This window comes from Paucidesulfovibrio gracilis DSM 16080 (genome assembly GCF_900167125.1).
Taxonomy (GTDB): domain Bacteria; phylum Desulfobacterota; class Desulfovibrionia; order Desulfovibrionales; family Desulfovibrionaceae; genus Paucidesulfovibrio; species Paucidesulfovibrio gracilis.
Window position 1 is genome coordinate 1 of the sequence record NZ_FUYC01000032.1, and the last position, 15175, is coordinate 15175.

A 15175-nucleotide genomic window follows, 5' to 3' on the forward strand; every position below is an offset into this window, starting at 1 on the left:
AAAACCTTTCTGAAGAAAGGTTCTTCCCCCTGGACCCCCTTTCCAAAGACTTTTCCTTGCTCCAGGCCTGCGGCCTGTCGCGGTTATCGTTTTTTCTTTTGTTTCACCTCCTCCTTTCCCCCTCCCCAAAAGCAAAGGAACGGCCGAAGCCGTTCCTTTGCTTTTGGGGGCGCACCGTTGCCGCGAGTTTCGGGAGGGCGGAGCCATCTCGGAAATCGCGGCAACATGAGATCGCGCTGCCGCACTGCTCCGCCTGCCCACGCCCAGACGCCCTCCCACCCCATGCCCCCGGCCGCGCGCAGCGCGAGACCGGTAAATGGGGGTCCAGGGGGCCGCGGGCCTCCTGGCCGCCGGAGGCATGCTTTTCTCTCCCTGCACAAAAAAGGCTCCTGCCGAAGCAGGAGCCTTGGGTACCATCTATGATCTTGGGAGGTCGCGGTTTACCACTCGGAATCCGCGAAGGGGTTGGAGCCGAAACCGAAGTCTTCTTCGGGGGCGCCGCCCGTGCTGGGGGCATCTCCGCCCGCACCATCGGCAGCAGCGGCTCCGTCACCGGCGGCACCGGCAACGACCACGCCCTGCTGTTTGACCTTGTCCACTTCTTCCATGAGCGCGTTGAGCTTTTTAACCATGTCGTCAACTTTCTTGGAAGAAAGTTCGATCTTGGACTCACCGGCCTTATTGGCGTCGTCGATCACCTTGACACGAGCGGACAGGGACTTGGCTTTAGCGTCCAGGTCGGCCTTTTCAGCGGTCAGGGTTTCGATCTGGGCTTTCAGGTCAGCATTTTCTTTTTGCAGCTCAGTGAGCTTATTCAGAGCGGCCTGGGCCTGGGACAACTCGGTCCCGGCCAGGGGCGCCAATTTGACTTTGTTTCCAAGTCCGCTGAGTTCGCCTTCGGCCTGCTTGGTCAGGTTCGGCTCGACCTCGTAGATGTATCCTTTGGACAGGCCGGCGGCCACGGGGGCCAGGTCGGCGTTCACATCGGTCTGCGTGACGAAGGAGAGGAACTCCAGCAGTTCGGCGTCCACCTGATCGGCGCCGCGCAGCGCGGTGACGAACGTGCTGATGGGGAACACCTTTTCCTGCACTTCCTGGACTTCGGGGGTTTCTTTGACGTCGGACATCGTATGCCTCCTCAAAAAGGTAGAAACGTTGTTTCCTTGTTGATTCTTCGCCCGGGCGCGCTAGTTATTGCGCGGTCCCATGGGGATTCTGCCGATCTTCTTGGCGTAGGCCAGGGCCGCGGTGCGGTACACGAGGTGACCGAGCTTGGACCAGGGCAGGTACGCAAAGAGCATCCACACCGACACGAGGTGAATGTAGTAGGTCGGGTAGGCGATGAACTTCTGTCCCATGAGACGGAAGGCCTGCGCGCCGAAGCCGGTGAGGAACACGACCCAGATGATGGTCAACAGGTACCAATCATACCAGGAGGAACCCTGCTTGGCTTTATCCAGTCCCATGCGCCGGGCAGTGAGTCCGATCAGGCCGAGCAGACCGGCGACAAAGCCGACGTTGGCCAGGAGCTTAACCGGGTTGGCGAGGTTCATGGGAGTGTGTCCCACGAGCGCCACAAAGTTAGTCAGCCCCTCGGGAGCACCGATCCAGGCCAGGAAGTAACCGCCCCAGTGGGTCGCGGCCACAATGCCGGTGACAATGGCCAGCGCGACAAAGGAATACATGAGCAACATGTGGCCCTTGTACCGCTGCGCGTCCACGGGTTCGTCCCCGCATTCCTGAATCTGGCTGTTGCGCAACACTTCATACTTGAAGGTGTCGATGAGCGCGGCCAGGAAGGACGGCTTTTCTTTTTGGCCGAGTACGTAGACCTGGGGCAGGTCCGCGAAGGAGGCCAGAAGCTTGCGCACCGCACCGACGAAGATCCCCACCATGGTGAAGAAGGTCAGTACGAAGATGGGGTCGATGGTGTAGTCGCCCGGGAAGAGACCGCCGTAGACGACAGCGCCGTCGGCAACGGCCTTCCAGCCGTGCCCGGAGGCTTCAAACAGCGGGAACGCGGTTCCCAGCTGCGAGGCGCGGATGACCCAGATGATCAGCCACAGGGCGGCGGGAATGGCCACCAACAGGGGCAGATACTTGGAAGAACTCATCCATTTGCCGATGATCTTGGGCGCGGCCAGGCTACGGTAGGCCATATTGCGCAAAGCGCCGAGCAGATCGCCGGGCTTGGCTCCACGAGGACACAGGTCGGAGCAGGTGCCGCAGTTGTGGCAGAGCCAGATATCGATATCGTTGACAAGCCGGTCTTTCAGTCCCCACTGCGCCCAGACCATTTCCTTTCTCGGATACGGATCGTCCTGGGGCGAAAGCGGGCAGACCACCGAACAGGTGGCGCACTGGTAGCACTTCTTGAGGGATTCACCCCCAACAGCTTGCAGTTCCTGTACAAATTTGAGATCCGGCTGAACCTTGACGGGGTTCGACATGGTCCAATACCTCCTAGTAGCCCTTGAAGGGGTTGGGGCCAAACTTGGCGACGACGTTGGTCATGAACTCTTCGATCAGTCCAGGCACCTTGTCGTACTCGTCGATGGCGACTTCATACTGCTCCACGCGCTCGGGTTCGACGCCCAGGCGGTTGAGCGATTCGGCGATGTTTTCCTTTCTGCGGTTGCACAGTTCGGATCCCTTCATGAAGTGGCACTGATAATCGTCGCCGTATTTGCAGCCGAGGAGCATCACGCCGTCCACGCCCTTACTCATGGCGTCGGCGACCCAGATGGCGTTCACGGAGCCGAGGCAGCGCACCGGAAGCACGCGAACGTAGGGGCTCCAGGAGTGTCCGCGGAAGGCGGCCATATCCAGCGCGGGATAGGCGTCGTTTTCGCAGGCCAGGATGATGACGCGGGGTCCGCCCTCGTCCATGTTGTCGGGTACCTGGACCTGTTTGATGGCGGAACCCATCTGGTCGATGTTGTAGTTATCGAATCCGATGACGCGCTCAGGGCAGGCACCCATGCAGGTACCGCAACGGCGGCAGCGGGTCGGGTTGGGCATCGGGGTACCCTTTTCGTCGTCGTCCAGGGCGCCGAACGGGCATTCCTCGGTGCAGCGTTTGCACTGGGTGCAACGCACGAAGTTGAAGACCGGGAAGGAGCGGTCACCGGAGCGGGGATGCACGGACACGCCGTGATCCGCGCTAGCCACGCACTGAATGGCTTTCAGGGCCGCGCCCGCGGCGTCGTCCTGGGCCAGGTTCAGGGGCATGGGCTGGCGAACGCAACCTGCGGCGTACACGCCGGTGCGCCGGGTCTCGTACGGGAAGCAGATGTAGTTGGAATCCGCAAATCCGTCGAACAGTTCCAGATCGGGGAAGGCCGGACCCTGGCGATACTCGAAGTTCATGGTCGGCTCATGGGCGGTGCCGGGCACGATGGCCGTGGGCAGTACGACCATATCGGCCATGATTTCCACTTCCTCGCCGAGGAGGGTGTTCTTGGCGCTGATGATCAGGGAGCTTCCGGCGCCTTCCTTGATCTCGGTGACACGGGCTTTGGAAAGCATGACGCCCGGATCATCCTGCGCGACCTTGTAGAAGCGTTCGTTCACGCCGGGAACCATCATGTGGTCATAGAGCACATAGGCCATGGCTTCGGCATCTTCCCGAACATAAGCGGCCTGCTTCAGGGCCACGAGGCTGGAGATTTCAGCACTGTAGGCCAGATGGCGGGCGGATTCCTTGTCTTCGTAGACAAAGGTTTCGCATTCCTCGCCCTCTTCCTCGTTGCCGTCGCAGGGCAGATCGTCGGGAGCCTCGCACACGGACACGGCAGGCTTGGAATAGTCCACGTCGGCCATGAACTTTTCCACATCCAGGATAAAGGCCACGCTCTTGGGCGCTTTGCTGTCGGACGGCCGTTTGATGCCGCCGTTCTTGGCCATTTTTTCCAGTTCGGACGTGGTGACCACGTTCTTGAACTTGCCGTAGCCCAGGGGGGCCAGATATTCGGTGTTGCCGGGTACCCAGCCGGTGGCCAGGATCACGGCGCCGATGGTCAGTTCCTCACCGTTGATGACCGCGGTGTAGTGACCGGGCGCGCCCTTGAGCTTTTCCAGCGTGGCGGAGGTCTTGACCGTGATCTTATCGCTGGCTTGAACCTCGGCGATGAGCTTATCCAGCCCGGTGTCCTGAAGCTGGGTGTTGGGGTAGGTCAGGGGGAATGTTTTGTACATGTCCCTGGCCTTGCCGCCGAGTTCCGCGTCCTTTTCGACCAGGACCACGTCCTTGCCGGCCTTGGCCACGTTCAGGGCCGCGTTCATACCGGTGAAGCCGCCGCCCAGAACCATGATGGTCTCGGAACACTTCTCGACTTCCGGCTCGGGGACGCTGCTCTTATTCAGGTAGACGATGCCCATGTTGACATAGTCTTTGGCCATGGAATCGAGCAGGTCTTCCTTTTCCGGTTCATCGGCAAAGGTCCAGACACACTGTTCGCGCAGGTTTACGCGATTGACCTGGGTGGCACCAAACTCGAACACGTCCCATTTGACGCGCGGGGAGCAGGCGCAAACCACCACGCCGTCCAAACCTTCGGCCTCGATGTCCGCCTCGATTTCAGCGCGTCCCTCCGGGGAGCACAGCACCGGGCTGGTCTTGACCACCGGGCACAGGGACTGGTGCCTGCCGTTCTTCACGAACTCGGCAAGCCCCTCCACATCAAGACTCTTGGCGATATCGCAACCGCCGCAAATGTATACACCAAGCTTCTCAGCCATTTTTTACCTCCCGACAACGTTTTGGATGGCTTTGAGGGCGGCGCTGGTTCCGCTCTGGGCCGTCTTCATGACGTCCAGGGGCAGCTTGGCGCAGCCGGCGGCCACAATGCCCTTGTCTTCGCCGCCGATGATGAAGCCCTCCTCGTCCACGGGCAGTCCGGCGGGCAGCTTTTCCCCGGCCGCGCTGGGCTGCATGCCGGTGGCGAGCACCACGAGGTCGAACTGTTCATCGTTTTTAATGCCGGTGACGGCATTTTCCACTGTGAGGATGGGGTTGTTGTCCTTGTCCTCGGCAACGGCCGCGACCTTCCCCTTGACCAGGGAGAGATTCGGGTCATCCACGGTGAGGGACTTGAACTTGTCGTAACGTCCCGGGGTGCGCAGGTCGATGTAGTAGACCACGACCTTGGCTTCCGGGTAGCGTTCCCGCAGGTAGCGCACGTGCTTGAGGCTGGCCATGCAGCAGATGTAGGAACAGTAGTTGAGGTGGTTTTCGTCGCGGGAACCGGCACACTGCACAAAGGCGATGCGCTTGGGTTCGGCGCCGTCGCTGGGCCGCACGATCCGGCCGTCGGTGGGACCGGACGGAGAAGCCAGCCGCTCCATCTGCATGTTGGAAATAACGTTCGGCACCTTGCCGCCGCCCAGGTTGGTGAGCTTTTCCATGGGATAGGGCTTCCAACCAGTGGCCCAGACGATGCTGCCCACATTCAGATCAAAGGTTTTGGGCTGCTCTTCGAGGTCGATGGCGTCGTAGGGGCAGGCGTCCTTGATGCGCTCCAGTTCGATCTTGTCGCAAGTGTCGGGATCGATGGTGTAGCGCGCGGGGAACGCGAAAAGGTGCGTGGTGTAGGCGGCCTTGCGCTTACCGGTTTCGAAGTCGAACTCGCTGTCCACTTCGGTTCTTCCGGCTTTGGCACACTCGCCGCAGCAGGTGCAACGCGCGTTCACATACCGGGGTTGTTTGGTCACGGTGACGTTGTAGTTGCCGGCGCTTCCGGAAATGGAATCCACCTGGGACAAGGTGTAATACTTGACTTTCGGATTTTTTTTGATGCGCTGGAACTGAATTTCAAGCCCGCAGGAGGGAGGACACAATTTCGGGAAATACTGATTCAATTGCGCCACTCGTCCGCCAAGGTACGGGTTCTTCTCCACAATGAAGACCTCGTAGCCTAATTCAGCGGCCTCCAAGGCAGCGGTGATCCCTGCGAATCCACCGCCAACTACGAGAATACTGTTGTTCGACATTCTCATTCCTCCCTAGATGATCATTAGAAGGCCCACTCAAGAAAATGGCCTAAACCCAGGCAAGGACGACGTACATGTCCCAGGCCGGGTTCAGACCATCTTCCCACTGCCAGAAGAAAAGGCTGCGGGCCATGTGGCCCGCAGCCGAGTTGATCGTCCCGCTTATTCGGGGATGATCTGGTAGTAGGGCTTCTTGAAGATAGAGGTCTCGCCGGTGGCGGGATCGTACTTGGAGTTCACGAAGCACTTCCACTTGGAATCGTCCAGGCCCATGAAGTCGCCGCGGTAGTAGAAGCCCGGGTAGCGGGATTCTTCGCGGAACTCGATGTGCTGCATGTGCAGGCGCACGGTCCACAGGCGGTGGAACTGCTCCCAGCAGCGCATCAGTTCGTGCAGGTCGCGGGCGGCCAGCTTCTTGGAGTCCTCTTCCAGCATGCCGAGCAGCCAGAAGCCGGTGTTCAGCAGAGCCTTGGAGGTCATGTACAGGGTGGAAACACCGCCGCCGTACTCGTCAGTGGCCTTGATCAGGCGCATCATGAAGTTACGCGGGGTGATGTAGTTCGGGTTCACGACCGGGTCAGTGGAGATGGCCTTGCCTTCCTCGTAGGTGTACCAGGGCTGGTAGATTTCCTTGGCGAGGTCAGCGGCGCTTTCTTTCAGAGCCGGCTTGAAGTCCTTGTGGTCGACGACCCAGCGGACCATCTGCTTACCGACGATACGACCCTCGGCGTGGGAGCCGGAGGAGAACTTGTGGCCGGAAGCGCCAACGCCGTCAGCGCAGGTGAACAGGCCGTTCACGGTGGTCATACGGTTGTAGACCTTGCCGTTGTCGGCTTTGATCTTGTAGTCCTCGGGGACCCAGGACTCGTCCGGACCGGAAACCCAGATGCCGCAGCAACCGGAGTGGGAACCGAGCAGGTACGGCTCAGTGGGCATGATCTCGGAGCCACGCTCCTCAGGCGCGCAGTTGGTGGCGGCCCAGAGGTTGGCCTGACCGACGCACATGTCGAGGAAGTCTTCCCAGGCTTCGGACTCGAGGTGCTTCTGATCTTCGGGAGACAGGGTCTCGAAGGTGCTCAGCAGGGCGGTCTTGGTGTCCATGTAGATGGGACCACGACCTTCGCGCATTTCGCGGAGCATCATGTGGTTACGCAGGCAGGTGGGGATGACGTGACCCTTGGCGTAGCCGCGATCCTCGTAAGGCTTCAGCATGGCGCGGTTGGTCTCGCAGTAGTCCTCACCCTTGTAGTTGGTAGCCTTGGCCTTGAAGAGCAGGAACCAGGCACCGACCGGGCCGTAACCGTCCTTGAAGCGGGCGGGCACGAAGCGGTTTTCCATCATGGTCATTTCGCCACCGACCTGAGCCACCATGGTGTAGGTGGAGCCGGCGTTCCAGACCGGGTACCAAGCGCGGCCCATACCCTCACCAGTGGAGCGGGGACGGTACACGTTAACGGCACCACCGCAAGCCACGACAGCGGCGTTGCAGGTGAACACGTAGACTTTGTTCTCACGGGTGGAGAAGCCGACGGCACCGGCGATGCGGTTAGGCTCATTGGCGTCCAGGAGCATCTTCACGATGAAGATACGCTCCATGTAGCGCTCTTCGCCCAGGGCGTTCTTCGCGGCCTCAGCCACGATGCACTTGTAGGACTCACCGTTGATCATCATCTGCCAGCGGCCGGAGCGGACGCAGGGGTCGCCATTGCGCAGGGACAGACCCTGGGCCTTGGCCTTGGCACCGTCAACGTTCTTGCCGTCTTTTTTGATCCAGCAGGGCAGGCCCCACTCTTCAAACAGATGGACGGAATCGTCCACGTGACGGCCCAGGTCGAAGATCAGGTCTTCGCGGACGAGGCCCATCAGGTCGGTGCGGACCATGCGGACGTAATCGTCGGCATCGTTCTCACCCAGGTAGGTGTTAATGGCGGACAGACCCTGCGCCACGGCGCCGGAGCGCTCGAGGGCGGCCTTGTCACACAGCATGATGGAGATGTCGCCACCGACCTTGTCGGCCCAGCGCACGGCTTCGAAAGCGGTGCCGCAGGTGCCCATGCCACCGCCGACCATGAGGATGTCAGCGTGCATTTCAATTACTTCAGGTTCGGCAAGAGCAACGCCTTTGGAAGCTTCTTTAATGGGAAGCAGAGGCATATCAGTTCCTCCTTGAGTAAATTCGATTCAAGTTCTCAAACAAGCGTAAACGGACCAGCCTCGGCTAGCCGTCCAGCTCGCCGCCCTTCCACACGCGGGTCATGTCAGCGTCGGTCACGTCGAACTTCTTGCCAAGGGCTTCCTTGGGGGCAACCAGTTCGGTCTCGGTGAACAGAAGTTCAGAGTCCAGGTCACCCGGCTCGGGCTTGCCGTCAAAGGGCTTGATGGAGCCTTCAGGGGTGGTGCGGATGGGGAACTTGAAGCGCTTCACGGAACCATTGCGGAACTTGACGGTCCACATGATGTCCTCAGCGGAACGCATGGGGATACAGGTGCCGCCGAGAGGAGCGAAGTCGCCGTAGGGACGGGCCTCGATGGCGCCCTGGGGGCAAATTTTAACGCAGCTGTAGCATTCCCAACAAGCGTCAGGCTCCTGGTTGTACGCCTTCATTTCATCAGGGTCCAGGATCATGAGATCGTTCGGGCAAATGTACATGCAAGCGGTCTTTTCGCCACCCTTGCAGCCGTCACATTTTTCCGGGTTGACAAAGGTCGGCATAGCATATCCTCCTAAGGTGTTTAAGTAACTTACACATCTACCGACAGAGCCTTCAACCAATGTATATTGTTCGCCTATTGCCCAGGCTATGAAGAGCGGAAATAGCAAGCTGGACAAGAGGTGTCAAGGTGAAAGTGAATTTTTGAACAAGCGAGGCGAAGCTGAAATTCCTCAACGCCTCGTGGATCCCTTTTTTTGGAATCCGCCGTCATCCACTCTCAACTTGCCCATCCATATTTCAACCCCTTGCGGTTCGCAAGTGTTTTTTTTCTCAAGCGGCTCTTTTCCTATTTATTTTAATATCTCTTGTTTTTACTCACTTTTTTACGAACATTTTCCACAGGCTGTTTCTAGACTAATTTTAGATAAAATTTAGCCATACTCTCCCCCTCCTCCTACAACACATATACGCACCCCTTGAGAAATTTTGCCCTTGACACAAGATTCACAATCGGGACATAACCAATCCCACGTTATGAGTGCAGAGCACTTTCGCCGCGGCAAGGGCAGGTTGCCCCTGCCGCGTATTGCCCTGGCTGAGGTGAACGGCTAACACCAATTTAATGGAGGATCATATGTCCAAACTGGTACCCCCTCATGGAGGCAAAGGCCTCGTCTGCTGCCTGCTGGAAGGCGCCGAGCTCGACGCTGAGAAGAAAAAGGCTGAAGGCCTGAAAAAAATCCAGATTTCCAACCGCGCCAAAGGCGACCTGATCATGATGGGCATCGGCGGCTTCTCCCCGCTGAGCGGCTTCATGACCAAGGCCGACTGGAAAGGCGTTTGTGAAAAGTTCCTCATGGCCGACGGCACCTTCTGGCCCGTCCCGGTCACCCTCGACACCGATGACGAAGAAGTCAAAGTCGGTGACGAAATCGCTCTGGAAGCCCCGGACGGCATCATCTACGCCACTATGAAGGTGGAAGAAAAGTACGAGATGACCGAAGCCGACAAAAAGTGGGAATCCGAAATGGTCTACAAAGGCCACGGCGAAGACTCCGAAGGCGACTTCTTCAAGACCGCCCTCGAAGACCACATCGGCGTCCAGATGGTCATGGCCCAGGGCAAGTTCAACCTGGCCGGACCCGTGAAAGTCCTCTCCGAAGGCGACTACGCCGAGCGTTACCCCGGCGTATACCTGACCCCCGCCCAGATCCGTGCCGAAATGGAAAAGCGCGGCTGGAACAACGTGGCCGCCCTGCAGCTGCGTAACCCCATGCACCGCTCCCACGAGTTCCTGGCCAAAATCGCCGTGGAAGTCTGCGACGGCGTGGTCATCCACTCCCTCATCGGTAACCTGAAGCCTGGCGATATCCCGGGATCCGTGCGCATCAAGTGCATCCAGACCCTCATCGACAAGTACTTCGTGCCCGAAAACGTCATCAACGCCGGTTACCCGCTGGACATGCGTTACGCCGGTCCGCGCGAAGCCCTGCTGCACGCCACCTTCCGTCAGAACTACGGCATCAACAACATGCTGATCGGTCGTGACCACGCTGGCGTGGGCGACTTCTACGGCCTGTTCGAAGCCCAGGAAATCTTCGACCGCATCCCCTATGCCACCGAAGCTTGCCCCGAGCCCGGAAAGGCTCTGATCACCAAGCCCATGAAGATCGACTGGACCTTCTACTGCTACAAGTGCGACGGCATGGCCTCCATGCGCTCCTGCCCGCACACCAAGGAAGACCGCGTCATCCTGTCCGGCACCAAGCTGCGTAAGGGTCTGTCCGAAGGCACCGAGATCCCCGATCACTTCGGTCGTGACGAAGTCCTCGACATCCTGCGCGACTACTACGAGAACCTGACCGAAAAGGTCGAGGTCAAGATGCAGAAAGCCGCTTCCGGCTCCGACATGAAGTAACTCGCTTCATTGCATCGCATTCCAAGGGGAGACAGCACAGTCTGTCTCCCCTTTTTTTTGATTATTTTTGTACGCCCTGGTACTACATTTATATATAAAGGCATGCCTCCGGCGGCCAGGAGGCCCGTGGCCCCCTGGACCCCCATTTACCGGTCTCGCGCTGCGCGCGGCCGGGGGCGTGGGGTGAAAGGGAGTCGGGGGAGTGGCAAGGCGGAACAGCGCGGCGGCGCGATCTCATGTTGCCGCGATTTCCGGGATGGCTCCGCCCTCCCGAAACTCGCGGCAACGGTGCGCCCCCAAACAAAAGAGCGGCCTAGGCCGCTCTTTTGTTTGGGGAGGGGGAAAGGGAAAACGACAGGCCGCAGGCCTGGAGCGAGGAAAAGTCTTTGGAAAGAGGGTCCAGGGGGGAGAACCTTTCTTCAGAAAGGTTTCCCTCCTGGTCGCCGAAGGCAGAAAAAAACTAACTCTTCATATCCAGATCAACAAACGTACATGCCAATTCCCGATCAGCATCAATCGTTACGAGCGCCATGGAGCCTTCCGCCACGGAGCCGGGATTGCAGAGCATGGGACCGAATTCATCGGACCAGAACCTGTTATGGGTATGCCCGAAGCACACGAGATCAACCTCGGTACCAAACGCCTCGGCAACCCTGGCAGGGACGCCGGGCCGACTTCCCCAGCCGTGGGCCATACCAATACGCAGGCCAAACAGCTCCAGGCGAAGCATGGGGATGAGTTCCGTTCCAAGATTCGGATCCCAATCACAATTGCCGAGCACCGCGTGGAAGCATGGATGCTGCAGCAACTCATGATAGGTTGCGGGTCCGGTAATATCCCCGCAATGCAGGACAGCATCGGCGGGCTGGAGATATTGCTCATACACACGCAAGAACCAGCCCGGAGGCTGGTTCATGTGTGTGTCCGAAATGACCGCGATTGTCTTTGTTGTGCTCACGACTATTTGGACACCTTCTTTTCCCGATAGCGCAGGTAGGCGCTTTTGAAGGTCACGTAGGGGTCGATGGCCCCTTCCTTTATGCCTTCGTATTCACCGATACGCAGAGACACAAAGTTGACTTTTTCATAGGCTTTGGCGGCAACGGACCAGTACCAGGGATGCAGGTACGTGGTGGGCGTAATGAAATGGTCGCCCACGTAGCCCACGGAATCGCGGGCCGTGCTGGGTCCGATGATGGGCCAGACAAGGTACGGCCCGTTGGCGATACCCCAGGAGCCGAAGGTCTGCCCCAAGTCCTCGTCGCCAGGGGGGGTGGGACGGACCGGATCCATATCCGAGGCCACGTCCGCCAGGCCGCCGAGTCCGAACGCGGTATTGGCGATGAACTTGGATGTTTCCATTCCTGCGGAATCAAGCTTGCCCTGGAGCAGGCAGTTCACGAATCGAACCGGAAACATGAGGTTGGTGAAAAAGTTTTCCACCCACTGGCGGGGCCGTTCCGGGATTACGTAGGCGTATCCCTGGGAAACAGGCTTCACCAGGTAAAAATACAGTCTATCGTTGAACTGGAACCAGAAACGGTTCCATCCTTCGAACGGGTCGGGGGTACGGTCCACGACATCCCCTTCCGCCGTGGGCGCATTGCCCTGGGCATCAAAGGCTTCGCTAAACTCGTCCCCGGCATCGTATTCCCATTGGGCCACTTCCATTACCTGCGCCTCTTCCGAGGCAGCGGCGGGAACAGCGGAAAGCGCGAAGGCAAGAGCCAGCAGCAGCAGTGTGGCGGTGAGCGAACGTTTCATGATGATTCATCCTCTCGCTTGGATGGCCGGGTCATTTTCCGGCGGTTTATTCTGATGCTGCCTCGGCAGCGCTCTGTTCTTCACGCTTTTCGTCAAGCGCCGTGATCTTGTCTTCCAGGAGGCGGATGAGGTCGTCAGGGGTCTGATTTACCAAAACGTTTTTAAATTCGTCCTGATAGATACCCAGCAACGTCAGTCCTTCACCGATGACGTCATACGTCCACCAATGCCCTTCCCGTTCAATGAGCCGGAAGTTCACATCAAGCGGTTTATCCGTCAGTTGGAACCGGGCGTAGACCATGGCCTTGTCGCCCTTGACCCGCTCATCGAGGAAGACGATGGAATCTTCATCAAAAGCGGCCAACTCATTGAGGTACTCGGTGTTCAGCTTCCGCAAATACGTTTTTTCAAGGAGCTTTTTAAAAACGCTGGTCAGTTCGTCCCGTTGCTGATCCGTAAAGTTCAGCCAGGGCCGCCCCACGGCGCGTTTGGTCAGCTCCCTGAAATCGAAGAAATTTTCCACCTCATCGCGCAGCGCGGAAAGGTGATCCTCCGATATTCCATCAGTAGTGTCATATCGTGGATCCTGCAGGATAGCAAGCAGCTGATCCAGAGCTGTTTCCAAGGTCTGCGTGGGCGTCTTGGCCTGGGCCGCTCCTGCCGCGCAGGCCAGGACCAACAGCATGAGTGTGGTGATGATGCATCGTTTCACTGTCCGAATCCCCCTCTTGCACGCGCCGGGCATCGGCTCGGATGGACGCGCCCCGCGCAAAGCGGTTATTCCTCGCCTGCGCCGCTATCGGACATGGCGAATTTGCTAATCAAATCTTCAAGATCGATGGCAGGGTTGGTATCGTAAATCACGTCTCCGTCCTGCAGTGTATCCATACCAAGCCCCAGGGCGATATCAACAAATTTATCGCCGATGAGACCGCTGGTTTTGATGGAGGCCACGGCCTCGTCGTCGACCTGGTAATCCCGCTGGATGGCCAGGGAGACAACCGCAACCGGAACGCCGTTGGTTTCCTTACCCTCAAGATCCAGATCAATCGCTTCCACAAACCCTACTTCCACGCCGTACATGGAAACCGGAGCATTGACCTTCAGCCCGGTAATCTTTGTGAACACTGCGGAAACATTATAGTATTCGTCAGTGAACAGCTTTACGTTTCCGAGTTTGACACTCATGTAGGTGATGCAGAGCAGCCCGATGAACACAAAAATGCCCACCGCGGTTTCTTTCGAATATTTTTTCACATTGGCCATCTGGACATTCCTTTTTCCTGTTCCCTGCGTTGCACCTGGAGACTGCGTGGGGCTTTTCGGTCTTTGGATCCCTTTGCCCCGTCCTGGGTACAAGCGGTCTCGGCGTTATCTCGCCTCCCCGCCCAGCAGACGGGAGCAGTCCATTTTCATAACGGACGGGTCCAATTGGGCCGTCCCCAGCCTCGGAGTATCGCGCTCCTCGGCCAGACGGTCCAGGAACCGACGTAAATACGTATCACGAGTGGCCTCCAGCTCCTCAAGGGAACCGTCGAACAAAACCCGGCCCTCGCCCAGCACGACCACATGGTCCGCAATGGTGCGCATGCTGGCCAGATCGTGACTGACCACGACCAGCGTCATATCAAACCGCTGCTTGAGTTCCAGCAGCAACTGATCCAATTCCGCGGAGTTGATGGGATCAAGCCCGGACGTGGGTTCGTCACAAAACAAAATGGCCGGATCCATGACCATGGCCCGGGCCAAGCCCGCACGCTTGCGCATGCCGCCGGAAAGCTGGTTGGGATACAGATGGGCGAAATTTTCCAGGCCCACCAGCCCGAGCTTGGCAACGGCGATTTCCTGCGCCTGGCGGGGTTTCAGGCGGGTATGTTCCCGCAGCGGCAGGGCCACGTTGTCCCCCAGGGTCAGGGAACCGAGCAGGGCACCGTCCTGAAACAACAGTCCCAGGCGCAGCTTGAGGCAGGCCCATTGTTTACGGCTCAACTCCATGATGTTGTGGCGACCAATGTGGATGGCCCCGGCAATGGGATCGTGCAGCCGCAGAATGTGTTTGAGCAGTGTGGACTTGCCGCAGCCCGACCCGCCCAGGATCACGGTGATTTTGCCGCCGGGCAGGGTCACGTTCACGTCGCTGACAACGGCCTTGCCGCCGTAGCCCACGGAAAGGCCCGTCAGTCGGATATCGTGTTTGTGGCCGGACATTCCTTTTTCTCCGTTACCAAAGCAAAGAGGTCAACACATAGTCGGACATGAGAATGAGCACGCAGCTCATGACCACGGCATGAGTGGTGGCCTGACTCACGCCTTCCGGTCCCACGGCGTCGCGCCGCAAATGCGTAAAATATCCCTGGTAGCAGCTCACGGTGCAAACAACGATTCCGAACACCAACGCCTTGATGAACCCGCCGGAAATGTCGCTCCACTCCAGCGACTGCTGCACGCGGTAGAAATAGACACCCTCATTGGCACCCAAGAGCAGTACGCCCGTGAGCCAGCCACCAAACAGGGCGATGAGATTGAAAAAACAGGTCAGGATGGGAAAACTGATGATGGACGCCGCCATCTTGGGGCTGACCAGGTAGCTCATGGAATTGATGCCCATGATCTCCAGGGCGTCGATCTGCTCGGAAATGCGCATGACCCCGATTTCCGCGGTCATGGCGGATCCGGCCCGGCCCGTGACCATGATGGCCGTAAGCACGGGGGCCAGCTCGCGAACCATGGAGAGGGCCACGCCTGTTCCCAAAAATCCGTCCGCCCCGAACAGGGACAGCGCGAAGTAGAGCTGCATGCCCATGACCATGCCCGTGAACAGGCCGATCAAGGCAATAACGGTAATGGA

At 58.7% G+C, this 15175-nt stretch carries 13 protein-coding genes; 1 reads left to right on the forward strand and 12 read right to left on the reverse strand.

Annotated features, from left to right (window positions below):
- Positions 1-440 precede the first annotated feature (440 nt).
- From B5D49_RS14095 to aprB, 6 genes are all read right to left on the reverse strand, one after another.
- Entirely contained in the window at positions 441-1127 is a 687-nt protein-coding gene (locus tag B5D49_RS14095) for a hypothetical protein (protein WP_078718365.1), read from the reverse strand.
- Positions 1128-1187: 60 nt separating this feature from the next.
- Entirely contained in the window at positions 1188-2450 is a 1263-nt protein-coding gene (gene qmoC, locus B5D49_RS14100) for a quinone-interacting membrane-bound oxidoreductase complex subunit QmoC (RefSeq protein ID WP_078718366.1), read from the reverse strand.
- 13 nt (positions 2451-2463) lie between these two features.
- A complete protein-coding gene (locus tag B5D49_RS14105; protein ID WP_078718367.1) occupies positions 2464-4740 on the reverse strand; it encodes a hydrogenase iron-sulfur subunit in 2277 nt (758 codons plus the stop codon).
- Between the two features lie 3 nt (positions 4741-4743).
- Positions 4744-5991: a CoB--CoM heterodisulfide reductase iron-sulfur subunit A family protein gene (locus tag B5D49_RS14110; protein ID WP_078718368.1), complete on the reverse strand. Its 1248-nt coding sequence runs from the start codon at positions 5989-5991 to the stop codon at positions 4744-4746.
- 162 nt (positions 5992-6153) lie between these two features.
- Positions 6154-8145, reverse strand: coding sequence for an adenylyl-sulfate reductase subunit alpha (gene aprA / locus B5D49_RS14115; RefSeq protein WP_078718369.1), 1992 nt, complete (start codon positions 8143-8145; stop codon positions 6154-6156).
- A gap of 64 nt (positions 8146-8209) precedes the next feature.
- Positions 8210-8704 (reverse strand): adenylyl-sulfate reductase subunit beta, encoded by a 495-nt coding sequence (gene aprB / locus B5D49_RS14120; protein ID WP_078718370.1) that lies wholly within the window; start codon positions 8702-8704, stop codon positions 8210-8212.
- A gap of 575 nt (positions 8705-9279) precedes the next feature.
- On the opposite strand from aprB, the gene sat reads away from it, so the two are divergent.
- Entirely contained in the window at positions 9280-10563 is a 1284-nt protein-coding gene (gene sat, locus B5D49_RS14125) for a sulfate adenylyltransferase (protein WP_078718371.1), read from the forward strand.
- Positions 10564-11023: 460 nt separating this feature from the next.
- On the opposite strand, the gene B5D49_RS14130 is transcribed toward sat, so the two are convergent.
- The 6 genes from B5D49_RS14130 to B5D49_RS14155 form a co-directional block, all read right to left on the reverse strand.
- Positions 11024-11521 (reverse strand): metallophosphoesterase family protein, encoded by a 498-nt coding sequence (locus B5D49_RS14130; RefSeq protein WP_268802032.1) that lies wholly within the window; start codon positions 11519-11521, stop codon positions 11024-11026.
- A 2-nt stretch (positions 11522-11523) separates the two neighbouring features.
- On the reverse strand, positions 11524-12327 hold the full coding sequence (locus B5D49_RS14135) for an MlaA family lipoprotein (protein ID WP_078718373.1): 804 nt from the start codon (positions 12325-12327) through the stop codon (positions 11524-11526).
- A gap of 46 nt (positions 12328-12373) precedes the next feature.
- On the reverse strand, positions 12374-13039 hold the full coding sequence (locus B5D49_RS14140; RefSeq protein WP_159447254.1) for an MlaC/ttg2D family ABC transporter substrate-binding protein: 666 nt from the start codon (positions 13037-13039) through the stop codon (positions 12374-12376).
- 65 nt (positions 13040-13104) lie between these two features.
- On the reverse strand, positions 13105-13593 hold the full coding sequence (gene mlaD / locus B5D49_RS14145; RefSeq protein ID WP_327083025.1) for an outer membrane lipid asymmetry maintenance protein MlaD: 489 nt from the start codon (positions 13591-13593) through the stop codon (positions 13105-13107).
- Positions 13594-13698: 105 nt separating this feature from the next.
- Complete coding sequence (locus B5D49_RS14150) at positions 13699-14535, reverse strand: ABC transporter ATP-binding protein (RefSeq protein WP_078718375.1); 837 nt, start codon at positions 14533-14535, stop codon at positions 13699-13701.
- Between the two features lie 13 nt (positions 14536-14548).
- Positions 14549-15175 (reverse strand): MlaE family ABC transporter permease (locus tag B5D49_RS14155; protein ID WP_078718376.1); only part of this gene is annotated, 627 nt, incomplete at its 5' end.

Coding starts and splice junctions, on each gene's coding strand:
- B5D49_RS14105 (WP_078718367.1), bottom strand. CDS start 4,740: ATGGCTGAGAAGCTTGGTGTATACATTTGCGGCGGTTGCGATATCGCC.
- B5D49_RS14150 (WP_078718375.1), bottom strand. CDS start 14,535: ATGTCCGGCCACAAACACGATATCCGACTGACGGGCCTTTCCGTGGGC.
- qmoC (WP_078718366.1), bottom strand. CDS start 2,450: ATGTCGAACCCCGTCAAGGTTCAGCCGGATCTCAAATTTGTACAGGAA.
- mlaD (WP_327083025.1), bottom strand. CDS start 13,593: ATGGCCAATGTGAAAAAATATTCGAAAGAAACCGCGGTGGGCATTTTT.
- sat (WP_078718371.1), top strand. CDS start 9,280: ATGTCCAAACTGGTACCCCCTCATGGAGGCAAAGGCCTCGTCTGCTGC.
- B5D49_RS14110 (WP_078718368.1), bottom strand. CDS start 5,991: ATGTCGAACAACAGTATTCTCGTAGTTGGCGGTGGATTCGCAGGGATC.
- aprB (WP_078718370.1), bottom strand. CDS start 8,704: ATGCCGACCTTTGTCAACCCGGAAAAATGTGACGGCTGCAAGGGTGGC.
- aprA (WP_078718369.1), bottom strand. CDS start 8,145: ATGCCTCTGCTTCCCATTAAAGAAGCTTCCAAAGGCGTTGCTCTTGCC.
- B5D49_RS14135 (WP_078718373.1), bottom strand. CDS start 12,327: ATGAAACGTTCGCTCACCGCCACACTGCTGCTGCTGGCTCTTGCCTTC.
- B5D49_RS14095 (WP_078718365.1), bottom strand. CDS start 1,127: ATGTCCGACGTCAAAGAAACCCCCGAAGTCCAGGAAGTGCAGGAAAAG.